The following is a 23,632-nucleotide window of genomic DNA, read 5'->3' as shown; positions in this document are numbered from 1 at the left end:
ATTCTGTATTCTGTCGGTTTTGTCAATAAGGGTTACGGGTGTTTTAGAAAATGCGTAGGCCTGAGAAATAGTCACCTATTTTGAATATGATGAAATGAGTGAAGAAAACATGAAAACTATTGATACAGCAAAAGAAAAGCAACTTAATATCACAGACACCAAAACACAAGCAAAAGAAAATTTTAATAGACGTGTCATTCATAAAAATGCTATTGCTACTAGCAACATTCGATCAGAAAATTTTGATCTTGATGAGGCTAAAGAGAAGAGTAGAGATGCGTTGATAGCTTTAAATGCTCATAGTGGCTTACAAGTCATGCTTGCGTCCGAAATGCTATCGATTCACGAATTGCAACAAACAACAATGGCTTTTGCTATTGGGTGTAGTGATCTTGAGCTAAAAAAATATTACATCAACTCTGCAATAAAATTGGCCAATTGTTTTGCTCAGCAAGCTAGTGTTCTGGCTAAGCTACAAGGGGTTGGAGGCCAAAAAATTATTGTTGAACGTGTTGATGTTCACCAAGGCGGCCAAGCGATTGTGGGGAATATTCAAGGGGGCATGGGTAATAAGGAAAAAACATGAAAACAACCTCAAGAACCGAGAAAAAACGCTATACGTTTGAATCTGCGCCTCGATGTGGCGCACGAACAAAAGGCAATAATGGTAAACCTTGTCGCTGCCCAGCTATCAGAGGTAAGGCTCGTTGTCGTGTCCATGGGGGAGCAAGAGGCTCTGGTGCTCCACGCTACAATCTCAACGCATTAAAGCATGGAGAAACAACTGGCGAGGCTAAAGCATTCAGGGAGGAGATTAGGTTGGCAATCAAACGTAGTAAGGGTTTCATCAAAGAGCTTGTTTAATCGAACATAAAATGGAATTCAATTTCAGATTTGCATAGGGGTTGGAGGGGGTAGCAGGGGTTTTGAGGTCGTAGTGGTCATCCGGTGGCGCACAACTCCCTGAGTTTCTCTGCCAGTCGATTTGAAGAATTATCCATGTTTATTAATCATCATGTTTACATTGTGATCATTATTTAATAGAATCGCAATCTTTTGTAATCACAAGCAAAAATAATTAAAATCGGCTTACTTAGATAAAATAATCTAAGAATAATAAATCAAGGTGGTCGAAGTTGATGTTGTAAATAGACCGAGATCATCTTATGAATAAAATATTTGCTTTATTGTTAGCCCTAGTTTCCTGCCCTGTTTTAGCGTCTGAAAGTAATACTCCCGTACCTACCCTATTTTCATTGTTGCAACAGTTTTCGTCTATCGAATTATGTTGGATGGCTCTAACAATATGCTTTCTTATTACCTTTTTAGTTAGGTTTGATCGGTTTGCAGTAACTTATGGCCCTGAAATATTAACGACAATGGGGATCGTGGGATGTTTTGCCTGTATAGCGTGGGCGTTATTACATTTTAACAGTAATAATATAACGGCAAGTATCCCCTCATTGTTAAATGGCATTAAAACGGCTTTTTGCTCATCTTTTATTGGGGTATTTGGGGCATTACTAATTAGAGGTAGGCATAAGTTGAGTAAAAATGTCTCTCATCAAACCAAAGAATCAGCTCCAGCATCAATGGATGATTTAGTAAAGGAAATTACTAATCTGCGAAAAACGTTATCTGGTGACGAAGAAGGATCTCTGCTCTCACAAGTCAAGATGTTAAGACAAGACTCTAATGATCAACAGAAAAAATTGCAGGAATCATTTGATAATTTTGCAAATAAGATGCTAGAGAATAACCAAAAAGCCTTTATTGAAGCACTCAAAGAAGCAATTCAGGATTTTAACCAAAATTTAACAGAACAGTTTGGTGAGAATTTCAAACATCTAAACCAAGCTGTTGAAAAATTGGTTATTTGGCAAGAGCAATATAAGCAAGAATTAGAAACGATAAAACAGTATCAGTCACAATTTTCAAATGACATGAAGCAATCCTCTGAGGCATTCGCTACTGTAGTAGAACATGCAAAGCAGTTTACTGATATTGCCCAAAACTTGAAGTTATTGCTTGAATCGATGGATAAACAAAAGGATGTGCTTTTTGTTCAAGAAAAAGCTCTAAGCGAACTTTTAGTCACAATGAAAGATTACATCCCTGAATTTTCAGTGAGCACACAGAAAATGATTACTGAAATATCTGATGGTGTGAAGTTCGTTCAATCTGAAACAGCAAAGCTCATTTCTGATTACAGTGCAGAAGTTAAGTCTGTAAATAACGAGATGCGAAGTTCACTAACTGATGTAATTAAACAAACGCAGGATTCATTAACCAGCGGTATTCAAAATAATCTGAAGGCTATTCAAGAAGCTATTATCACAGTTGAAGCTCAAACATCAGAGATTATCAGAAACCACTCGGCGCAACTGCAATCAACACAAGCAGAAATGAAAAATGTGCTTGTAGATGGTATTACCAAATCTCAACAAGAGCTAACATCGGGGCTACAAGAGAATGGCAGAATTATTAGGGAAGGAGTTTTAGCTTTAGATAAAGAGCTTGAAAAAAGTTTGACTGATTCCCTTACAAGTTTAGGTAAACAGCTTGCTTCATTATCGGAAAAATTTGTTTCTGATTATATGCCTCTTACTGAGCGCTTGCGTGAGATCGTACGCTTAGGTGAGGCAGCATAAATATGGAAGATCATAACCAATCTTACTGGATTCCGTTAAGCGATCTTATGACGGGTCTCATGATGGTATTTATGTTAATAGCCGTCTCTTTCATGTTGCAAGTTGAACAAACTACAACATTGGTTGTTAAAGAGTTTGAAGAAACCAAGAGCGATCTCACTCAAGCTTTACAAAAGGAATTTGCGAAAGATCTAAAGCAGTGGAATGCTGAATTACTTGGTGATATGACGATACGATTTGATAATCCTGATGTACTTTTTGATACAGGATCATCTATTGTAAAACCTGCATTCAAAGAAATTCTTAATGATTTTATACCACGATACATATCGTTGGTCTCATCAGATAAATACAGGAAATCGATCAAGGAGATTCGTATTGAAGGACATACTTCAAAAAAATGGGCATCCGATACTGATGAAAAAACAGCCTATATAAAGAACATGCGTTTATCCCAGGAAAGAGCTCAATCCATGCTGGAATATATTTTGGGCTTATCTTCTTTGTCTGAACATGAAATATGGATGCGTAAATACCTAACATCCAGCGGTTTTTCTTCTTCAAAACCTATATTAAATCAATTTCATGCTATAGATGATGGCCGTTCCCAACGAGTAGAGTTTGTGATTGTCACCAATGCTGATTCAAAACTAGATGAAATTTCTAGTGAAATGAAGAAGATAAAAAATGGTTAAACTTGTAAATTTTTTTGAATTCTCCTCTTTGAATCAGCTTAGGCAATTGATGGGTGCTGAGCTTGTTAAGGAGTTTAAGTTTGATACCGGAATATCGCTGTTAGGTGAGGATTTTATTAAACGGCTTGATGGTGATGGTGTTGAAATAGAAAGTCTTGATGAAATTGATTTATTCAGACATGACAAAACACTGGCATGTAAAGGGCAACGAGTTTTGATCTACATTAGAGACGTGAATATTTATGGGGAAGATAGAGAACTTCCTAAGTATCATATTTCATCTTGTAGAACCTTAGTCGACATGTGGCGAAAAAAACGATCGGAACGTTACGTTATACAAAATAGGGAAGATGGTGTTTTTCAAGTACGTATAACGAAAGACGGGCAAACTAAAGTACGGCATGAAAAATTAAATGTATGCCGTAATTGTTTAACCAATTTAAATTGGCAAGATTACAGTGAAAGAGAAAAATCTCATAAAAATAGAATTGTAGCCGATTTTTTAATCGCTGAATTTTTCAAAAAATTTCCCAAGTCTTTATTGTCTGTGACTCCGAGCTATGATGCTGATACAGCACCTCTAAATGAGTATCCTTCAAATTGGCCTGAGATCAGTAAAAATGCTAAAAAAAAGGCAGGCTACCAGTGCCAGAACAAAAGCTGCCAAATCTATCTGGCTGGTGCTCATGTTCAGTATCTCCATGTTCATCATATCGATGGACAGAAAAATAATAATAAGAAATACAATTTGAAGGTTTTATGCGTGAAATGCCATGCTAACGAACCTAGTCATGGGCATATGAAAAGTACTCGTGACTACAAACAGTTTTTGTCCTTGTATGCGCAAATAAAAAAGAATAAATTTTAATGACTTTGGGGTGGTGGCTTGTCTTGCTTTATTTTTTATGAAAAAGGAATAGATCATATTTGTAAGAATACGTGGGATAGTGCTTTTTATTTATCGCAAATATAAAGAGACAATTTCAAACATTGTGTCAGATATAGCAGATACTAGGCGAAATACTGACCCAAAAGAAATTGAATGGAGAAATGCTCCTGATGAATGGGGAAATAGGCCTAAAGATTTTGGGTTTTAAGAGCCGTTTTGACTTTGTTCAAAATTTTAGGTGTGATTCTTTCCTGATTTTCAATTTTACTAATATAAGCTTGAGTAACATTCATCAGCTTGGCTAGGTCTTCTTGTGTAATACCTGCCTGAATTCGGGCTAGAGCAACTGGATTATCAACATAATCAGCAGGATCAAAGACTTCATAATCTTCATTTTCCTGTGTTTGCCTTAATTGCTCAGTAATCTGATGGCGTAAGGCTCTATAAGCGGCTACGGGTAATAAAACATACTCCACTTTGCCATCGAGTGATTTGATCGTTTGCAGGTTCATTTATAAGCACCTCCACGTGGTTTGATTTTTTCAATGGAGACAATCTTCACCTGATCATCTCTGTCGAAAATGATTCGCCATGAGCCTACGCGCAAGCGAAAATAGGGTTCGCCTTTTAACTTCTTTATATCTAAGCTTGTGTCATCAGGATTCTTGCCCAATAACACAATCTTTTCAGTGATTCTGGTTTTATCTGGTTGTGGTACACTTTGCAGTGCTTTCTTAGCCTGTTTTTTGATAAGCAGAGTGTATGACACCATTAAAACCATTGTTATTATTTATATGGTTATTATAGGTTATATTTAGTTATATTGCTAGTCGGTAATTTAGTGGCACTCTAGTGGCACGAGATGGCAAGAAAAGGCAATTTGCTGCAAGAAATCACAACAGCAAAAATAATTTAACCAATTGATTATACTGTTGTTATTTATGGTGTATGCTTGCCATTTATAGTATGGATCGGGATTCGTAATCAATAGGTCCGCGGTTCGATTCCGCGCAACGGCAGTAGTAGAATCAAGGGGTTATGTCCTATTTTCAGCGAACTTTAAGAATATGATTTTTGAAACGTTCCTGTAAACGTTCCTATGCCTTCTTTGCTAGGCGGTTTTTTTTCAAAAACTTGCTGAAGCTGTAAAAAAAAACTACATTGGCAATAGCCCACCTTAATCAAAAAAGCCGTTTTTTAAATCTTTCTCAAATTCAAAATTCCATGGATTTTGCGCTGTGCTATTGCTCTCTCTATACTCATATGTTTGGGTTTTTCGATTTGAGTTTCGAGTAATTCTTATTTGTGTTTGTCCATTTATGAACTCCCAAGAATAGTCATCTATTTGGTCTCCTCTACGAAGAATCGCGGTCTTGAAATCCTCTTGTTCTGTGGGTGTCATAATCGTTCCTTTGAAATTTAATTTTATTATAACAAGTTTTTGGAGAAAGCTTTTAATCGGTCATCTTCCGAAATTAATTAGCGTGTTTGTGTCCTTATGGATTGAGGGTAAGAAATGAGTCTGCACTAGAGATTAACTGTGTTACCTAATAGTGACTCTTTACCTCACCTACACAATGTTTAGTGATTAAACCTTCACTTCTAATATGCGTAGAAGCCGCCGAATATCTTTTATGTTTAAGTAATAGAATAATAATTCCAGAATGAGAATCAGCATCCCATATAGCAAATTCTTGATCTTCTAATATGACTGTGTAACTAGTAAGTGCGGAGGGTTTTCCCCCAGACATAGTAGCTCCGCTCGAGGTATTAGAACAGGTTATTGATTTGCCATTTTTAGAACAAATATAGTCAGATAATGAACCTTGTTTTGAATGAAGCTCAAAGGCATTAGAACCTATTACCATACAATTCGTCTCTTGCAGCCATATCTCACCTGATGCCAGAATAAGAGTTGAATAACTATACAAGAGTAATGAATATATTACTTTCATTTATAGCTTTCCTTGCAACAGACAATAATGCACAATCACCATATTGTTTATTTTAGACTAAGGCCCCTTCCTTCTGTTGAATGCACATACAGCCAGCGTAGCCCGGATTAGCGGCGCGTAATCCGGGATTTTCAAAGATATTGAATGAAATCTCCGAGGGATTTATTATTCTCGCCATCCAACCTAAGGGATTTCGTTATGGTCAACTATCGTCGAGATTATTCTCCAGGGGCTATTTATTTTTTCACGTTGACTTTGAAAAGCAGAAAGTCTACCTATTTAACGATCTACATTGATTTATTAGGTCAAGCATTTCGTGCCGTGCGGTCTAAATTTAACTTTATGACGCATGCCATCATTGTACTGCCGGATCACTTACATGTGATATGGGAATTACCTAAAGACGATTGCAATTATTCTCAACGCTGGCGCTTAATTAAAACGCATTTCACACAAGGTTTAATACAAAAGGGCGTGACGGTTAGGAGAAATAATCGTGGTGAAGGAAATGTTTGGCAAATCGCTTTTGGGAGCATCGTATTAGAGATGACAATGATTTAGAGAAGCATGTTGATTATATCCACTATAATTCTGTAAACCATGGTTATACTTCAAAGCCAGAAAGCTGGCCTTATTCAAGTATCCATCGCTATATTCAACAAGGAATTATTATTAAAAGTGGTAGGAGTGGGGAGCGCTGGGGCTTTGGGGAATGATAGAGTATCCATCCCGGATTACGCTGCGCTAATCCGGGCTACGCTTGCTAAATTAAATTCACCACGGATATTATCTAGGGATTTTTACTCCTGATCAGAAAAGCCAATATCACGTTTGCTTCCTGCTTTGTCACCAAGTCTCATGAAGCCATAAATTCAAATAAAATCCTTATTGGACAAGGTTTGCAAGTCAAATGAATTAGTTACAATGATTAATGATGATTTCTCATGAAGCAAGTATATAGTTCGATTCCGCGCAACAGCATTAGGATAATACACAGCGTAGGTTTAATTCATTAATAAAAATAAAATGATATTAAAATCAATCATCTAAATTGACAAACCTTATATCTCAAGGTAATAATCCGTTGCCATAATAAATACAAAACGTTGCATACATACATATTTATGTAAGCAAATATATAACCTTAAGATGCAGAGAGATTATCCATGGGTAAAAATTCATCGATTGTTGTGGAACACAATGAAACTCTTGAGGAATTAAATGCAGAATCAGAAGGTCACTCTCAATCGACCCCTCCATTAGTTCAAGAAAAAATCAATAATCCCCAGTCTATGGAAGACTTACCCGCAGACACTGAAAATAAAACTAAAGAAATATCAGTGGTAGCTGAGACTAAAGAAACTGCTGATAAAATTAAAAATGATAACGCATCCTATAAATCACTTGTTAAATACACTAAATCATTTAGAAAAATAGAGTCTGTACCTACCTCTTTACTTTATAAGGAAGTAAAAGTAAAACCTGCATCTGTAAAAACACACATCCCCCCTCTAAACGATGAGGAAAAAGACGATTTAGCGTTTAAGGGTCGTTGGTTTGATCAGGTAGAATTAAAAATTGATACTACTTTTTCGAGAAATAAACCAAACTTAATTCACATGGTAATGCGCTGGAAGCAATGCTTACAAAAAAAGAAAATTAGCGAATTATTAATTATTTTAGATGCAATATTGGCAGATCCTAATCATAAAATATTTTTAGATAATCCTTTAAATAAAATGTCTATTTCTATTGCTGGGCAGGCTACTCAATCTATAAGTTTTTATCAGCTAATATATAAAATCCGTAGAGCACTACCCGGTGCGGCTATCAAAACAACCACACAAAAATGGTTTGAAACTCGTTTTATTACCGAAATAAGCCCTAATGCCTCTTTAATGTTTTCTTTAGCAACTGAAGACTTGCCCTATACTCCCGAGCAAATGACTAAAATGATCGATGATTTTTTTGTAATGTTAATAGTAGAAAATCATTTAGATCCTGAGCGACTAAAAAATCTTATCATGGGACAAGCACCTCAACAAATGCCGGCTACTGAAAACCCTCTAAGACAGGTTACATGCTTGGCTTTAAAAAAAGCAAAAGAATTATTTTTAGAGCAAGTAAAAAGCGATTTGAAAGCCATTGACCAAAGCTGCATCTCAAATTTTAATGTAAATGACCTGAGCAGTATTAAATACATCACAATTGGGGATTTTAAAAGAGACCCTGGTGTCCATTTAGAGCCTTATGTAACACCCGCCAATTATAGAGATTTTGCTATTTGTCTTGATATGCTAAAGGAAGTGAATTTACCTCATTTTGAAAGCCTCCTTATTCTTGATTTTATGGATTCCACAAGAAAAACAAATCTTAATAAATTAATTACTTTGATTGATAAGAATTATAAAAGTTTAAGAACGATTAAATTAGGACAAGGATTTCCACCTGATAGTGTTGAACTAATCCGTGAACGATTAAAAAAATATCCTTTTATCACGTTGCATGCATTTGGCCCCATACCCGAACCTAGCGAAACCAATAAGAAAAAGCCTTTTAAATTCTTTGAGAAAATAAGGTTTTCTGAGGATAAAAAGAAACAATCCAATGACAATACATTATCCCCACCTATGGGTTAAAAAGATTTGACGATTAAATAGCAAGTATAGGGTTAGCAAGCGTAATTTTACTGAATTAGATAAACAAAGACCACCCGAAGGTGGCTTTATTAGTAGGAACAAAAGGAAAAGTAGTCAATATTATTATTCTTAATTCATTTAGTGAATCGATTTTAAAAATTCATCTAGTTCTTTATAGGCTTTTTCTTTTGTATAGCCATATTTTCTTTGGAGAGCTCCTTCCAATTGTTCATAGGAACCATCAAGCGCTTCAAGATCATCATCGGTAAATCTACCCCAATGTTCTTTGACCTTACCTTTCAATTCTTTCCAATGACCTTTTAATATATCCTTATTCATACGCTCCTCCTTTTCATAAGTTTAAAGATCGATTAATATTTTATACTGGCGGTGGCGGTTTTCTTCCTCCAAGAAGACCAAATATCAAAAACAAAATAAAAATAACTAAAAATATAAAGAAAAGAATTTTCGCAATTCCAGCCGCAGCAGTTGCAATTCCACCAAACCCAAACAAAGCGGCAATAATTGCTATAATAAAAAAAGTAATAGCCCATCCTAGCATAATAGATTCTCCTTATTTACATTGCTCAAAATAACAAAAATAGTATTAATAAAACTAAAATTAAACCTAAAAAACTACTTGGGTAATAACCCCAACCTCGGCTATAAGGCCAGGCCGGTAAAGCTCCGATTAGCAATAAAATAAGTATAATAAGCAAGATAAGTTCCATTTTTAATTTCTCCCTTAAACTTAATTTCCATAATGGTATTTACCCATAATGGTACAGAGAGTGTGTCATTCGAGTTCTGTAAATAAAAACTTTGTTCATGCCTATGACTATTGATTTAATTACCATAGTCTTAAACGTTGAGATGGAGAGATGCTGCCTATTCCATTTTGGCATGTGAATCATCCTTGTGAAATGTTCTAGTTATAATTATAGCCTAATAAGTATTTCTAGCTTAAATTTAGATATTTTTTGCGAAAATTAGAAATAAGTATCAGATAAATCAAAAATTTATCTGATACTAACCAGTTCTGATCTTAGACTTTTAAGCGTCCCAACCACTAAATGGCAGAAGTCATTATGGGTTAGTGGACGTGCCTGAATTAGTAGGCATATTAGAGGCATTATCTTGCTCACTACCTTGGTACTGAAGTGTATCGCCTTGTTTTAAGCCTTTTAAATCAGTTTCATCAATGATTGCATTAATCAATTGCCCATCACTTGTTTTAAGTTGAATATCAACATGATTGTCCAGGCCTGTTGTTCCTGAAGTAACAGAGGGAGCAGGGGCATTAGAACTGGGACTACTAAGATCGGAAGAATTGGCGTCGTTTGTCGTAGAAAATACTGCAGTTGAGCCAACTATTGTTAATGCAGTCACAAAACTTACTATACTTGTTTTCATTATCGCACTCCTTGCTATGAAGACACTTATTAGTTTAGTATAAAAAATGAGCAATTAATGATTGGTCTTGCTGATTTAACGAAACAAACAGTTTTCTTGTGATTCACGACAGGTCCAGTTGCCTGGATAATTGTCTTGCTCCCAATTGCTACCTGTGCGGGTATATTGAGTCGACTTGATTTGTATTAGACCAATCCGATTCAGTTTATTAGCAAATAAACTGTAGTTACATCCTGCTATACCCATACGAGCAGAAGTAAACGCATAATTCCATCGCACATCATCAGCTTGTTCGTTACTAGTGCAAGGCTTACCATTAACACTTTCACCCATGAGTACCCAATATGAACCATTAGGAGTAATCATGACTTGCCATACTCCATTAAGACACAGTGCATTTATATTTAAGTTGGGGCATGTTGTATATGCATAAGTAAACGAACTCATTAAGGTGAGACTGCATAAAGCAAATAGATTTTTAAATTTACTGAAATGTACAGCAAATGTTCTTAAAAATACATCCATTTAATACCATCCTTATTCAGAATAAATTGAATGCAATCATATTATTAAATAAATTTTCCATGAAAAATAGTCTTTGCTGTACTGTCTAGAAAATTATTATAAGAATGATATTTGAGTGATTTAACCATTGCTAAAAAGAAAGATAATAATGTTTTGGATTGTTTTGCAGATAACCCCAGTTGTCGCAAACGCGCCAATCAGGCTACGGTTACTACCCTCTACTTAGAGATGCTGATTGGAGTCCTTCCAAATGCCAAATTACTTGCTATACTCAATGCTGCATTCAAATTAAAAAAGCAGGATCAATTATTCAGGGAGGAATATTATGAAAAAGCTAATAATTTCTGTAATAGGATTAAGCGCCATATCAGCGGCACTCGTTGGTTGTGGATATCGTACACAAAATTATGGAGTAGATAGAAATGTCGTTGTTGGAACCACTTACTATGATGGTAGGATAGTATCCAAGAATGACCTGGTTATTTATCGTCGAGATCCCCAACACATCTTTACATATAATGGCGTAAGATATCGAGTTCTGCCACAGCGAGATACATTCGTATATGTTCCTGTCGGAAATGTTAGAGCCCTTTACTATGATGGTAGGGTAGTATCCAATAATGACTTGGTTATTTATCGTCGAGATCCCCAACACATCTTTACATACGATGGCATAAAATATCGAGTTCTGCCGCAGCGAAATACGTTCGTATATGTTCGCATCTAAATGAATCAACTGTCTATTGGGTCGAAAGACCCAATAGACAAATCAAAATGCTGATAAAATGCTCTTTCATTTTCTAATGCAAGCCAACGCTATTCCAAAGCTAACCAAAAAAACACCGAGGATTTTTTCAATATATTTCTTGGCTCTTTCTAATAACGTTATAATTTTAGGGTGAGACAGGATAAAAGTTAGTCCAAGGAACCAGAGTGTAATAATAAAAAGCATCTCTATAACAAAAAGAATGACCCAATAACTTGGTGTATCAGGTTTTATAATTGTAGTAAACAACGCAAGAAAAAATAACGTTGCTTTAGGATTTAGTAAATTACATAAAAATCCTTGTCTAAATGAAGAAAAATCTGATTGTACAGATTTTTTAAATTGGTTACTTTTGTTTGGTATAAAATGCTCTGATTGTTCTGAGAGTAATGAGCTAATTCCTAGATATATTAAATAGGCGGCACCCATATATTTTATTACGCTGAAGAACAGCAATGAATTTGAAATAATAATGGCTAAACCCAATGCACAATATGCCATATGAATGAAGTTGGATGCTCCTACTCCAAAAGTAGTAAAAAAACCTGAGCGACGTGAATGTACTAAAGTATTTTTTGTTACCAAAGCAAAATCTGGGCCGGGCAACATAACAGCGAGTAACATTAGTAACCCAATTGTGAACACCTGTGTCAACATTTATTGGCGCCTCCTCATTCCTGAAGAACAGAATAATACTACAATAGAGTGGAGTCTGTAGCCATACAAGCGTAATGGATGACCCTCGCTATGCTTTGAAGGGCGACGATACCTACCATTTATAATCAAATTGCAACGTAGAATATTTTCTATTAGACTCCACGGGAATGTTATGGAGGGTGCTGTGACCCAACGTGCAATACTTTGACATTGATTCACGCGGGAATGCAGCCGGAGATGAAGATGTTTAATGGGAATCGTCAATTTTTATCTCAATTGAATAAACTGAAATTTCTTTCGTTTTTGTCTGCCCCAAGTTCACGTTTTTCTTTAGCCAAACGATCATGAAGAAATGGATAAAATGTATCGGATTTGCACTGGGATTTTTCTTTTTGATGTATTCTTTTGAGCAAGTACGATGGCATGATTTTATCAATTGCATAAAGCATATAGAAATAAAATGGGTTCTCCTAATGGCGGCAGCTCTTGCCATTTCCATGTTTTTGCGCAGCATTCGATGGCAAATAATAACTCGTCTACCCTGGTCGGAAGTAGGTAGGGTTTGGGAAGCTTCGTGCATAGGGTATCTCGGAACAGCTATCTATCCGGCTAAAGCTGGGGATGTTTTAAAAATAGTCCGGCTGCAAAAATTGACTGGCATTAGCAGCGGTGAAGCAGTTGTCAGTACCGTAGTGGATAGAATTCTTGATGGGCTGGCGCTTTGCGTTTTGCTATGCATATTGCTCTTGGCATGGGGAAAACAGCTGTTAATTGGTTCAGGGATTTGGTGGATTGCAATAGGTTTTATTCTCGCATTTCTGATTGTTGCTTTTTACTGTTTAAATGGCCATCGCCTGGAGCGCTTTTTTCTGTGGTTAGCTGAAAAAAATGTCCTTGGCAGAGGACTTAATCAAATCTATCAACAATCCATGCGGGGAATGAATTTATTGAGATCGCCTCAATTGATATTTCCCTGTTTGCTCTTACAGACATTAATTACTCTTTTTGATGTAATGGCTTGTTGGTTTTTATTTCATGCTTTTGGCTGGAAAGAAATGTCCTTGCTGCCAGCTCTCGTTATGTTAGTTTACTTGGCTGCAGCTTTTTCACTTCCCTCCACGCCCGGATATATCGGTGTTTATCAGGTGGCATCTATCTTTGCTCTTAGTCTTTTTGGTATTGGGGAATCAGAAGCTGTGGCCTATGGAACTATTTTTCAGACCGTTGCCTTTATTCTATTTGTGGGAGTGGGCTTGAAGGCGCAGTTTTGGAAAGCGGAAAGGGCTTTGCATTTAGATTGAAAGTAGCTCATTGAAAATAATAAAATGAGTGAAAAAATGTTTCGCCGAACTTAAGGACTCCTGTGAATGTTTGCACTGGTAGTTATTGAGTGGCGCGCGATAAATTACTGCAGCAGTAAATTTCTGAGGCTAGCTTGATTGACGAAATAAAACCAGATAATGTGGCAGCAGAAAATGATTTGGAGGTTAGGTTTTTCTCATATTTCAAGCAGAGAGACATGCTTCGATTTTCTTTATCAAAGCATATGACCAAAGGTAAAAAAAAAAAATTATGGAACCTCAAAGGGTAGATAAATATTTCAAAAGCTTTGCCTTTCTATGGAAAGGGGCCTTAGGCTACTTAGCCTATATTGCTGTATTTCCCGTGTGGCTGCCGGCCTGGCTTCATAAAAAACGGGGGGTGAACATGAAGAATTATCGCACAGTTTATATAGCACCGAATGTATTAATTGATACTACGTTTCCCCAGCATGTGTTTATCGAGGACAATGTTTATATTACCCGTGGAGCCAAAATCATATCACACACCTCATATACACCGGCCACTCAAGAAGAGACAGGCGTTGAGTTTAGTGTAAATGACGTAGTTATTGAATATGGGGCTTATATTGGCGTTAATGCTATTGTGCTGCCATCGGTAAGGATTGGCCGTTGTGCCATAGTGGGTGCAGGAGCTGTTGTCACCAAAGACGTACCTCCTTACGCCATCGTAGGTGGAAATCCTGCGCGTGTAATTGGGGATGTCAGGAATTTAAAAAATAAAAACAAAAATGCGCAAACGCAAAAACTTTAGGAAGTTTCCATGAAGGAAGGAAGTAGAATTTTGGTAATTGTTCCTGCTTACAATGAAGAAGCCAGTCTTCCTTCGCTTCTGCGGGAAATTCAGCAACTAGGACATGATATCGTCGTTGTAAATGATGCTTCACACGATGACACGGCAAAAGTAGCTGCCAAGGCAGGGGTTCCTGTGTTGTCTTTGCCGGCCAACCTTGGAATCGGCGGTGCTGTGCAAACCGGTTTTAAATATGCCTTACATCATGACTATGACATTGTGGTTCAGGTCGATGGTGATGGACAACATGATCCTGCCTGGATAGAAGCCTTAGTGAAACCCATTCAAAGCGGTCAGGCGGACTGCGTCATTGGCTCACGGTATTTGCCTGAAAATCCGGACAGAGATTATAAAACCCCTTTGGCTCGCCGCATTGGTATGTATTTCTCAAAAACGATCTTATATCTGGCAACAGGGATTCGAATTACTGACACAACCTCTGGCCTGCGTGCGTTAAATAAACGGGCTTTTGCATACTTTGCTCGATTTTATCCAGTTGATCATCCTGAAGCAGAGGCACTTCTTATGCTGCATCAGAAAGGATTTCGTATGGTTGAGATCCCAGTAAAAATGCGAGGGCGCGTTCATGGCCAATCTTTGTTTAATTTCGCCAAGGCAAGCCTTTATCCATTACGCGTTGTTATTGGTTTCATGGGTCTTTTGTTGAAAAAAAAGGATATCTAGAATGGGCTATATCATGCAACCCGCCTTTCTTGGCATCACTGTTATATTCCTGGTGTTTCTATACACTATTTATCTCGTTCGCTCTGAACGATTAAGTGCGCATATGGCAATAAGTTGGGTAATTGCCGAAGCCGCTTTTATCGTTGTCATGTTTTCGGATAATTTACGTGCTTCATTGCGTTCATTCCTAGGTGAGCAAAATGCCCCATATAGCTTATTCTTGCTGGGTGCAGTCTGGATTGTTTTTTTAATGCTTGAAAGTCTTACTCGAGTTTCGTCCTTGACTGTTAAGTTAAAACAAATTAATCAGGAACTTGGTTTAACTCGAGAGCGATTGGATCGTGCCGAAGAAAAGCTACGCACCTATGGGACAAACCAACCATCAGAATAAATGATAGAAAACAATATGAAGAAAATTCTGGTTATTTTATGGTTTGGGTTATGTGCATTTCTTTTTGTTTTTGTTGATCATCCCCAATTTATACAACGACTATTACCCTCAAAGGAAGAAAGTGTTCAGAATATCCATAATAAGATTCGCCCTTTATTTTACCGAGTTTCCCAATCTTAAAATTCAATATGATTAAATCAATGTTAATTCTTGTTGTTTATACACTGGCCAATATTGGATTCAGCTATTTTGCTCTAAGTATTTTCTCGCGTTCCATGGCACGTGCTTTACCCTTAAGTTTGCAATTCGCATTTGGAACAGCTTTGCTCTCCTCATTATGGATATTCTTGGGTCTTGGTGGATGGCTACAGGCCGAAATACTATGGCCAATCGTATTTATCCTGGCTATTCCTGCCGTATGGATCATAGTTCAGAAGACAAAAATCCTTGCAAAAGAGAGGTTTTTTTACTTTCAACATTCTAACCGTGTTTACTATGGGTTGTTGTTCATAGCTCTTATGGTCATGATCTGGATAGGTGTTCTGGCATACCTTCGTCCTCCTTATGGTGATGCCGCTGCATTTTATATGGTCTATCCAAAAATTATTGCGGCAACTGGCCAACTTAAGGCAATGCCTGGCACTTATCGTAATTTTTCAACCATTGGTATAAGTGGAGAGTTGCATTTTGCTGTTTTAATTATTCTTGCTTCCACTGGTGTAGCCAAATCTTTTGCCTGGATTGTGGGAGCAGGTATGCTCTTGTTATTGAGAGACATCACCCGTAAAGTGGGCGGGGGAGTGATTGCTCAAATAGCCGCAATCGCTATGCTTTTAACTGCCACAACGTTCAGTGACTTTTTATCAGATGGTAAGACTGATCTTTTTCCCGCTCTTATTGGATTGGCATCCGTTTACTGTATTCTTCTGCGGGCTGATAACCGCTTTTTAAAAGGTCTTATCGTTATTGCGGGCCTTAATTGTGGTTTTTCCATGGCCGCAAAATTCTCCTTTATTATCGCTTTATTTCCGGCTGTAGGTTTGCTCCTTATATTTCAAGAGATGACAATAGGTTCTGGAGCAAAAGACAGCAGAAATTACAAATCGGTCTTCTTAGGCTTGCTGCTATTTGGTTTCAGTGTTTTTGCTGGGTTGATTCCGCATCTTATTAAAAATGGGTTCTTATTTGCTAATCCTCTAGCCCCATTTGTCGGTATGCACAATTGGGCTGATCAGTCATCCTGGTTCTCGTTTAAAGATACACTCTGGATTGTTGCAACCTATCCTATGGCCTTGGTGTTTGGAGTATATCCCCTTCAGGGTGGCTCCATGTCCATTTTGTGGATCGCAGCCTTTGCATTAATTCCCTTTATGCACAGGTCTGAATTTTTACTTCGCCATCCTTTAATGCAGCTCACTCTTAGTGGTTGCTTCGGTTTGCTTTGTTGGATTGCTGTAAAAGCATCCATATTCGTGCCTAGATATTTTTTAACTACATTGATTATGCTTATTCCTCTGCCAGCCATCGCCGTGGAATACATGTGGCAAAATGAAATTCGACCACGACTTGTTTCCTATGCGTTTGCACTTCTTACGGCCGTAAGCTTGTTAATTACTCCATTTATTCCAGTAACAGGAGCTTTTACTGTTATGGCTTTGAGAGACTTCAAACATAAGGACCAGCGGCAAGCAGATTGTCGGTTTGAGCCCTCTATCTACTGTAAAGCTTTCAGATCCATCAATGAGAAAGCTTCGAAAGGGGAGCGTGTGTTTGTTATCGGTTATTATACGTACTGGTTACGAGAAGACCTCCTGCAATGCATTAATGAACCTTGGGAATATAAGGTATTTAGCAATCCAAATCCTGAGGAAATATGGGCTGCTTTCTATGAGCAGGGTTTTATGCATATCGCATTGCAGAACAATTTGCAGGATACATTTTCAGATAAACTTGATCCTACCAAAGCTCCAAAATGGTTAAGAGTGTCCAAGGAGTTTGTTAATACCGACATGCAAATATTTCATCTGAAAGCGATTGATCCGTCAAAGCAGCCGCATTTGGTTTGTGCTAAGGATGGCAAATATGCATGGCGGCCACAGGCAGTGGCTGACGCAAGGGATTGCCGACGGGTTCTTTGATGGTATTTGAAACTTATGCCCTAAAGTCCAAGAATAAGGCAGCTCTAGTGGTCAAGAAAAATACTTCGGGATGTTCAGACGGCATGTCGGATAAACAGTACCCATACGATGTTGTTTTAATTCTCCAAGATAGAGTGCTTTCGGGGTGTTGTGAAAAAAATGATCGACGTTGTGGTTAAAACGAATTGAACAAACATTAGTGTAAAATCATATTATAGACTTGCGGTATTTTCTCATACATGGAGATTTTAGGAAACTGCCCCATCAACCACCAGGTCGTGGTTTGTTAGGATGATCTAACTCTTCATTGTGCTCTGCTGTTTCCACCTTAGTATCTTTAGGTCCTAAATTATTGCGTTGAGCATCCAGTTCTTCTAACAGTATCAACTGGGCTACCTATTTGTGTATCAAGAAAAAGTCGTTTGATTTTTGCTGCATTATCTACAGGAGAATGGTGATTTTCAGTTTCTGATTGTTCTTTTATCTCATGCCATTTGGATTGGGGTGGGTTATTAGACATAGCATTCCTCAAAAAAATATCATATAGCTATTTTAGCAAATATAGCCATTTGATCACATTTTATTCAATAGAATAAGTAGTTTTGAACCAGCCAAATTTGATTTATTTGACGCATGAAGACCCTTTATGCTGGCTATAAAGGTAAAAACCACCACCTATCAAAAGCATTCCCCCCGCAAACAAAGAAAATTTCACTAATGGACTCAATGAATTGCTTTGTGTAGGTCGGGAATTAATAGCTCTATCTAGGAGCTCATTGAATTTTTCTTTCTGTTGTTCATCATGACATTCATCTAATGAAATGCCAAAAATACTTTCAGGTTTTTCCCTTCTCAACTGTATTACTATGTTCATGCTTAATTCATATTCATCCTCTACGGAATGAGTTGGTAAACCTGTCTCTTCTTCACTTAATTCTAATCCAATATGCTTTCGTTTAGTGGAAATACAAATTCCTGTCGGATTTTGGACTTGTTGAATTGTTTTAAAAAACTTTTTGGAATTTTCTTCTTGCAACACCAGAGAAACCACATTTTCAAAAAAATTAGTCCCCCCTTGAGAAACTGTAGAAGACAACATCGTGCCTCGTTGGGGATGAAGTAAGCTAGAAAAGGTAGTTGCATAAGACGCACTAAAGCAACTTCCCAATATTATACTATTGATCACAACTCCTTTTTTTACGAAAGAACTATGGAGTTCATCAACGTTTTCAGTTTTAAGAGCAGATAACATGCCATTCCATTTGTGTTTAGGCCATCCATGCCCTCCACCAATATAGAGTATGTGTAACCTTTGGTTTTGCCTTAATTCTTGTTCTACTTTTTCTTTTATGTACTGACACTCTTTTCGTCCACATGAATTCTCATCAGTTTTATTTGAATAAATAATCAATGAAGTATTTTGTTCTTTTGCTTTATTATTCAAGTACCCACGAATATTTTTGATTTTCTGATTGTCTAGAGCACTTTTGGGACTATCAAGATTTGCTCTGAGCCAGTCACCTATCTCATGAAGGGGATTTGGATGTGAGAAACATTTAGATTTCAGTCTAGGCCACAATTGATAATTGAGGGTATTTGCTGTTTGGCGATTTAAATGGATCTTTAGCTCATCTAACTTTACCCCACAAAGATAGCTTTCTTGTGCTTCGTTTTCTGTAATCGTTGAAATTTCTTTTTCAAAACGGCTTCCATCCGTTTTTTCAGCAACAAGGTACCATTTGTTTCCGTTATTTTCATCACACACAAGTCGTATTTCATTTTTTACCGCGGGAACATCCCCGACCACAGATTTCTCAAGACCTAGCTTCACAGTAAACTTTGCAATAGAAATGCTTTCTTCATTACGTTGATAATATATCTTCGCAAGTTCAAGAAATTGTTTGACTCCTACAGGTGCTTTTGCAATCTCTGAAGCAAAATTCATTTCCTTCGTAATTCCGGTTAATACCAAAATATTTAAAATATCCTTATCTTCTAGACCCGCTGTATTTAATAAAAATAAATTACTCATATCTCTATTGCCGCAAATTTTGATTAAATTTAAAAATGGCAATAGATTAACAGAAGCACATTAAGAGTTTATTAAGCTCAACATGATGTAAAAATTGACTATGATTGCTGAAAAATGTTTGCTACTGAAAGGTTTCGAATAAGTCATTTAAACGTATGAATGTTGCCTCAAAATAATGTTGTACGAAGGAAATCGGAGCCATATAGATGAGGGAGCTGAATATGGATGGTTATGTATTTAATATTCCCATAATAAATTAAACTTATAATTAGCTATATGTTACAAGAACTAAAGTGATTTTTACGACGGCTCCATTTAATCAAATAATTGGTATTAACGAAGATGCCAAATGGAAGGATATTGTCACGGCATATGATAAAAAGATGGACGAATTAGTTGCGAAAATGAGTACTTATGATACTAAAGGTGTAAGTCCAAATGAAGATCCTCAGATCCAAAAATGGACTTCTAACATGATCCAACTGACGAATGAAATAAAAAAAATACTAACTAATAGAATTGATAGAGCGGTTGGTATACTGAACGGAAAAATTGATTCTTTAGAGAAAGAAATTAAAAACACATCAGATGAACTTTTTGTGAACAGTAAATCTAATAAAAAAGAAAAACTTGGTGAATTTAAGAAAAAACTTGAGACCATCAAAACAAATCTTAATAGCGAAGATGAAGCCAAGCAAATTGATTATGCAAGAGCTTGTCAAGAAATTCAGGCTGCTGCTTTAAATGCTAGATCGGGAGTTGATGATCATACTGGTAGTTTTTATAAATTTATTAATTGGGCATTAAAAACAATTGGAATTTCCTCTATTAAAATTAGAACAAATACAGAAACTCAGATTGATAAAGCTGAAGAAACTATTTACGATACAATAACACCCTCATCAATAGGTATACTCAAATAGGGCTTTACTTGGGCTACTTGTCTGATATTAGTTCTTGACTAAAACAGGGGCAAGAACTGACCTCATAAGAATGAGTTAATAAGTCTTCATACTGAATGAATTAACTGAGTTTGACTCTATTGATTGCCGAATTTCTTCATCTTGTTTTTCTGTGTAAACATCATCATTGTAGGCGTTCTCTACCAAGGCTTCCAACCAATAATGAACTTCTTTGCTCGCAGAAGATTGTAAGAGGTGATCAAGGAAAAAGCGTAGATTATCCTTACGTTTTTCAATATTAGTATCGTCGATTTCATTGAATATTCCATCAACAATTTCCCAACAATTGTTTTGCTCATCATACATAAGATTATTTTCATGTAATTCCCAAAATGTAAATTTAGGATTTTTTATCTTATGCAAGAAATCAACAAAACTTTTTCTTAGCATAAATTGTTCTGAGCTTACAAAAATTCCTTTCTCAATATAGTCATGTAATGTTTTCCCGTGCACTTGAGTTTTAAATTGGGAATAGATGCTATTCGTCTTGAAAAAGCATATGTTTGATAGACTGTATTTACGTAAAACGCCGTTTGTTTTTTCTTCTTTAGCAGCCTCAAATAAACTATGCCATGCTAGGCGATAACGAAAGGGGTGATTAGGGTTTTCATAAACTATTCTAAGCGCTGTTTTGCTTATTTTTACACAATATTGTGAGGGTTCTCTATCTATTGGACCTACTCTAAAAAGATAGTCGTAGGCGTAAGGAAACCAATAAGAAAAAAAGCCTTTTTCATTTTCAGGACGAGGCACTACTTCATAAACCGTCCCAAATACACCCGAGCCTAAACATTTATTGTAATCAATTTTGTAGTCTAAGAAAGACATTGATGCTTTGTCTAAAGTTGATTTCTCAGTGCGCACAAATATCTACCCCATATAAAAGAGAATAGAATAAATACGATTATATGGCATGTAATAGTAACAAACCTTGATTACGTTTCGCTGCATCAAGGCTACGTAACTTGAAAAGCATATGTTTGATAGATTGTACAAGGAAGGATAAATAGTTATCAAGATAAGGCGTACTCTATGACAAAGTTTAACTACTCGAAAGAGTCAATGAGAATCAATTAAAAATTTTTTAAACTTCACATCTCATCCTCGAGAACAAATTGAAACTTTAAATTTGCCAGAAGAATTTAATAAAGCTGTTATTGAACTGGCAAGATGACAATAAACGAATTTCTCAATCGTTGTAAAGACACCATTAAACAGTCTGAATCTGAACTTGGTAAACACCTCGGTTGGAATATGATATTAGAAAAAATGGAAGAAGCTCTTGTTGAATTAACTCCCCAAGAGGAAATTATCTATTCAGGACACTTCATGAGCCTATAATATTTGGGGAAGTTGGAGTAAGACGCCAATTGTAAAAAAAGCAATTATTTGTTGTCCCATACCTAATATTGCAGCTGAAGCAGCCTCCTGCAAGAAAACTGTCGACAAGAAACTGGGAGTAGTACCGGGAATGTTGCTGCTGTAGCTGGCTAACCGGATTTTAAATAATTAGCTTTATGGATATGGGGATAAGCATGCGGTGGGTTCGGAGCTATCTTTAGCCATTTTTCCTTTTTTGATAGCAAAAAGGCATTGTTTTTCTAATGAAGGAATTTCAGATTTTAAGCCAATTTTTCTTATTAGATTTGCACTTTCACAGGTCTCGTCAAATTCCTTATCCTTATCATCTAAAAAGATCAGTTTGCATTCATCGGAAACAATTTCACAAAGAGCTAGCCTGCACTCTAATGACATACTGGCAACTTCGGTATAAGAGAGATAGATCTTTTCTAACTGAGATAGCGATCCTTTTAAGTTTTGTAGCGTAGTCAAAGAAAGCAGATTCAAGCAATTTGAACTTAAATTAAGAGCTCGGATATGTTTTAAGCTTTGAAAAATGACGTTTAATTCACTTGCGTCTTTCTTTCCCAAAAAATTACCCTCCAAATTTAAACTAACTAATGTATGAGAAAGGGCATTAAACGATTTAGCTATTTCTACACCTGCTTGAGCTTGGAAATTGTTAAAGGATAAATCCAATTCGCGAATATTGTCACCAAAACCGGCAAAGGCAGATGCTAATTCTTTGCCCGCTATTTTATACAAAGAATTTAAACGCAACTCAATCTTGTAAATCTGCTTGGGAATTGCTAGAAATAGTGCATTTAAGAAATCAGGACTGCAACTATCCAAACTGTTTGCTGTTAAATCCAAAATAAAAGCTTCTTTTGGGATTTGCGCAACCAGTTCTGAGGTTGTCATTTTTTTTTGCATTAAATTAGCTATTTTGAATTTCATTTGGCCTGGTTATTTTTTGAGTACATTTTGACCAATAAATGACATTATATTAGAAAATTGATTCAAGTAAAATAAAAATTTTATTTTAACTTTAATTGGTTTCGTTTAGATTAACCATTTCTCCGAACTCGAAAAATAGAGTTAGGTCTGAACGATCCCGTCATAATTTTATAAATCAAAATCTCCCCAGTCCAGAATACTATCTCCGATGCAAGATCAGGCTCTCCACTGTTACAGATTTAGACATAAAAGTGATAATATGTGCATACCGTTCATCTTAAAGAGAGTATCATGCCTTTTTTTCCCATGCAGAGCTCAGATCAGATTAAAGATTATTGTCAACGCCAATCTCTTGAGGAGCTAAAAAAACTCAACCAACAATATGGAGTATTTTTTGAGCAAGTTGGCAGTCAACAAGATGACAATAATAAGAATATTGATACAATTAACAATAAAATTAATTGTATTAAAAAAAGAATAGAAGAAAATAGGCAGGAAGTAAGATTAGCTGAAGAGCGTCGCAAAAATATACTTGAGAATTTACCTGGAAATCACGCAGAACGTTATTTAGCTTTACAAGCAACCATTTATTTTCCCAATGCAGAAGACATTTCAGAGGAGCTAAAGACGCTTGAAAAACAGAAAAATGAATTGGAACAGCGCAATGCATGGATAAAATTTGAAATACATAGCTGTGTACAAGAGTTAAAAATTGTTAACGCAGTGATTAAAGAAAAAGAATTTGCTACCGCACAGAAGTACAAGATTTTAGATAGTACTTTTCCGCCAAATTTAGGGAGATAA

General features: G+C 36.5%; 28 protein-coding genes and 1 pseudogene. 15 read left to right on the top strand and 14 right to left on the bottom strand.

What is annotated here, in order from left to right:
- The first annotated feature begins 109 nt into the window (after positions 1–109).
- The 5 genes from CKV79_RS08040 to CKV79_RS08020 all read left to right on the top strand — a co-directional run bounded on the left by CKV79_RS08040 (position 110) and on the right by CKV79_RS08020 (position 4,214).
- Complete coding sequence (locus CKV79_RS08040; RefSeq protein WP_231950071.1) at positions 110–586, top strand: hypothetical protein; 477 nt, start codon at positions 110–112, stop codon at positions 584–586.
- Positions 583–864, top strand: a complete 282-nt coding sequence (locus tag CKV79_RS08035) for a hypothetical protein (RefSeq protein ID WP_028374330.1) — start codon at positions 583–585, stop codon at positions 862–864. Before CKV79_RS08040 ends, CKV79_RS08035 begins: the two co-directional genes overlap by 4 nt.
- Before the next feature lie 302 nt (positions 865–1,166).
- On the top strand, positions 1,167–2,651 hold the full coding sequence (locus CKV79_RS08030; protein ID WP_051546313.1) for a hypothetical protein: 1,485 nt from the start codon (positions 1,167–1,169) through the stop codon (positions 2,649–2,651).
- Positions 2,652–2,653: 2 nt separating this feature from the next.
- Positions 2,654–3,346, top strand: a complete 693-nt coding sequence (locus CKV79_RS08025; RefSeq protein ID WP_035916327.1) for an OmpA/MotB family protein — start codon at positions 2,654–2,656, stop codon at positions 3,344–3,346.
- A complete protein-coding gene (locus CKV79_RS08020; RefSeq protein WP_028374332.1) occupies positions 3,339–4,214 on the top strand; it encodes a hypothetical protein in 876 nt (291 codons plus the stop codon). Before CKV79_RS08025 ends, CKV79_RS08020 begins: the two co-directional genes overlap by 8 nt.
- A gap of 209 nt (positions 4,215–4,423) precedes the next feature.
- Here the strand turns inward: CKV79_RS08020 and CKV79_RS08015 are convergent, their stop codons facing one another.
- The 4 genes from CKV79_RS08015 to CKV79_RS08000 form a co-directional block, all read right to left on the bottom strand.
- On the bottom strand, positions 4,424–4,747 hold the full coding sequence (locus CKV79_RS08015; RefSeq protein WP_028374333.1) for a helix-turn-helix domain-containing protein: 324 nt from the start codon (positions 4,745–4,747) through the stop codon (positions 4,424–4,426).
- Positions 4,744–5,007, bottom strand: a complete 264-nt coding sequence (locus CKV79_RS08010) for a type II toxin-antitoxin system RelE family toxin (RefSeq protein WP_035916330.1) — start codon at positions 5,005–5,007, stop codon at positions 4,744–4,746. The genes CKV79_RS08015 and CKV79_RS08010 overlap by 4 nt, the downstream gene beginning before the upstream one ends.
- A gap of 405 nt (positions 5,008–5,412) precedes the next feature.
- Positions 5,413–5,637, bottom strand: a complete 225-nt coding sequence (locus CKV79_RS08005) for a hypothetical protein (protein WP_028374335.1) — start codon at positions 5,635–5,637, stop codon at positions 5,413–5,415.
- A gap of 145 nt (positions 5,638–5,782) precedes the next feature.
- Entirely contained in the window at positions 5,783–6,190 is a 408-nt protein-coding gene (locus CKV79_RS08000) for a hypothetical protein (protein WP_028374336.1), read from the bottom strand.
- A 198-nt stretch (positions 6,191–6,388) separates the two neighbouring features.
- Between CKV79_RS08000 and CKV79_RS07995 the strand changes: the two genes are divergently transcribed.
- Both CKV79_RS07995 and CKV79_RS07990 read left to right on the top strand, forming a co-directional pair.
- Positions 6,389–6,751 (top strand): REP-associated tyrosine transposase, encoded by a 363-nt coding sequence (locus CKV79_RS07995; protein ID WP_231950070.1) that lies wholly within the window; start codon positions 6,389–6,391, stop codon positions 6,749–6,751.
- Positions 6,752–7,356: 605 nt separating this feature from the next.
- Positions 7,357–8,829: a hypothetical protein gene (locus tag CKV79_RS07990; RefSeq protein ID WP_028374337.1), complete on the top strand. Its 1,473-nt coding sequence runs from the start codon at positions 7,357–7,359 to the stop codon at positions 8,827–8,829.
- 138 nt (positions 8,830–8,967) lie between these two features.
- On the opposite strand, the gene CKV79_RS07985 is transcribed toward CKV79_RS07990, so the two are convergent.
- From CKV79_RS07985 to CKV79_RS13820, 5 genes are all read right to left on the bottom strand, one after another.
- On the bottom strand, positions 8,968–9,168 hold the full coding sequence (locus CKV79_RS07985; protein WP_028374338.1) for a CsbD family protein: 201 nt from the start codon (positions 9,166–9,168) through the stop codon (positions 8,968–8,970).
- Positions 9,169–9,208: 40 nt separating this feature from the next.
- Positions 9,209–9,391 carry a DUF1328 family protein gene (locus CKV79_RS07980; protein WP_028374339.1) on the bottom strand — a complete coding sequence of 61 codons (183 nt, stop codon included), beginning with the start codon at positions 9,389–9,391 and terminating at the stop codon, positions 9,209–9,211.
- A 25-nt stretch (positions 9,392–9,416) separates the two neighbouring features.
- On the bottom strand, positions 9,417–9,560 hold the full coding sequence (locus CKV79_RS07975) for a DUF3309 family protein (RefSeq protein ID WP_035916332.1): 144 nt from the start codon (positions 9,558–9,560) through the stop codon (positions 9,417–9,419).
- A 355-nt stretch (positions 9,561–9,915) separates the two neighbouring features.
- The gene (locus CKV79_RS07970; RefSeq protein ID WP_028374340.1) at positions 9,916–10,242 is read right to left on the bottom strand and encodes a hypothetical protein; all 327 of its coding nucleotides are present in this window, start codon (positions 10,240–10,242) and stop codon (positions 9,916–9,918) included.
- A 75-nt stretch (positions 10,243–10,317) separates the two neighbouring features.
- Positions 10,318–10,608: a hypothetical protein gene (locus tag CKV79_RS13820; RefSeq protein ID WP_131796064.1), complete on the bottom strand. Its 291-nt coding sequence runs from the start codon at positions 10,606–10,608 to the stop codon at positions 10,318–10,320.
- Positions 10,609–11,092: 484 nt separating this feature from the next.
- Between CKV79_RS13820 and CKV79_RS13815 the strand changes: the two genes are divergently transcribed.
- Positions 11,093–11,494, top strand: coding sequence for a hypothetical protein (locus tag CKV79_RS13815; RefSeq protein ID WP_131796065.1), 402 nt, complete (start codon positions 11,093–11,095; stop codon positions 11,492–11,494).
- Positions 11,495–11,560: 66 nt separating this feature from the next.
- Here the strand turns inward: CKV79_RS13815 and CKV79_RS07955 are convergent, their stop codons facing one another.
- A complete protein-coding gene (locus CKV79_RS07955) occupies positions 11,561–12,190 on the bottom strand; it encodes a LysE family translocator (protein WP_081778135.1) in 630 nt (209 codons plus the stop codon).
- A 344-nt stretch (positions 12,191–12,534) separates the two neighbouring features.
- Here CKV79_RS07955 and CKV79_RS07950 point away from each other — a divergent pair, with 344 nt between their 5' ends.
- From CKV79_RS07950 to CKV79_RS07925, 5 genes and pseudogenes are all read left to right on the top strand, one after another.
- On the top strand, positions 12,535–13,491 hold the full coding sequence (locus tag CKV79_RS07950; RefSeq protein WP_081778136.1) for a lysylphosphatidylglycerol synthase transmembrane domain-containing protein: 957 nt from the start codon (positions 12,535–12,537) through the stop codon (positions 13,489–13,491).
- Between the two features lie 616 nt (positions 13,492–14,107).
- Positions 14,108–14,230, top strand: a pseudogene (locus CKV79_RS14000) (N-acetyltransferase); the annotation flags it as partial.
- 63 nt (positions 14,231–14,293) lie between these two features.
- Entirely contained in the window at positions 14,294–15,007 is a 714-nt protein-coding gene (locus CKV79_RS07940; protein WP_028374345.1) for a glycosyltransferase family 2 protein, read from the top strand.
- A 1-nt stretch (position 15,008) separates the two neighbouring features.
- Positions 15,009–15,398 carry a DUF2304 domain-containing protein gene (locus CKV79_RS07935; RefSeq protein ID WP_028374346.1) on the top strand — a complete coding sequence of 130 codons (390 nt, stop codon included), beginning with the start codon at positions 15,009–15,011 and terminating at the stop codon, positions 15,396–15,398.
- A gap of 200 nt (positions 15,399–15,598) precedes the next feature.
- Complete coding sequence (locus tag CKV79_RS07925; RefSeq protein WP_028374347.1) at positions 15,599–17,536, top strand: hypothetical protein; 1,938 nt, start codon at positions 15,599–15,601, stop codon at positions 17,534–17,536.
- 349 nt (positions 17,537–17,885) lie between these two features.
- On the opposite strand, the gene CKV79_RS07915 is transcribed toward CKV79_RS07925, so the two are convergent.
- Both CKV79_RS07915 and CKV79_RS07910 read right to left on the bottom strand, forming a co-directional pair.
- Positions 17,886–18,056 carry a hypothetical protein gene (locus tag CKV79_RS07915; RefSeq protein ID WP_231950069.1) on the bottom strand — a complete coding sequence of 57 codons (171 nt, stop codon included), beginning with the start codon at positions 18,054–18,056 and terminating at the stop codon, positions 17,886–17,888.
- 102 nt (positions 18,057–18,158) lie between these two features.
- Positions 18,159–19,568 carry a hypothetical protein gene (locus CKV79_RS07910; RefSeq protein WP_028374348.1) on the bottom strand — a complete coding sequence of 470 codons (1,410 nt, stop codon included), beginning with the start codon at positions 19,566–19,568 and terminating at the stop codon, positions 18,159–18,161.
- A gap of 293 nt (positions 19,569–19,861) precedes the next feature.
- Here CKV79_RS07910 and CKV79_RS07905 point away from each other — a divergent pair, with 293 nt between their 5' ends.
- A complete protein-coding gene (locus tag CKV79_RS07905; protein WP_028374349.1) occupies positions 19,862–20,491 on the top strand; it encodes a hypothetical protein in 630 nt (209 codons plus the stop codon).
- A gap of 75 nt (positions 20,492–20,566) precedes the next feature.
- On the opposite strand, the gene CKV79_RS07900 is transcribed toward CKV79_RS07905, so the two are convergent.
- Complete coding sequence (locus CKV79_RS07900; RefSeq protein WP_028374350.1) at positions 20,567–21,394, bottom strand: hypothetical protein; 828 nt, start codon at positions 21,392–21,394, stop codon at positions 20,567–20,569.
- Positions 21,395–22,045: 651 nt separating this feature from the next.
- A complete protein-coding gene (locus CKV79_RS07895) occupies positions 22,046–22,828 on the bottom strand; it encodes a leucine-rich repeat domain-containing protein (RefSeq protein ID WP_028374351.1) in 783 nt (260 codons plus the stop codon).
- A gap of 291 nt (positions 22,829–23,119) precedes the next feature.
- Between CKV79_RS07895 and CKV79_RS07890 the strand changes: the two genes are divergently transcribed.
- Positions 23,120–23,632: a hypothetical protein gene (locus CKV79_RS07890; protein WP_028374352.1), complete on the top strand. Its 513-nt coding sequence runs from the start codon at positions 23,120–23,122 to the stop codon at positions 23,630–23,632.

The sequence above is a fragment of the Legionella lansingensis genome, assembly GCF_900187355.1.
GTDB classification, from domain to species: Bacteria; Pseudomonadota; Gammaproteobacteria; order Legionellales; family Legionellaceae; genus Tatlockia; species Tatlockia lansingensis.
This window is presented reverse-complemented; position numbering and strand designations above follow the sequence as displayed.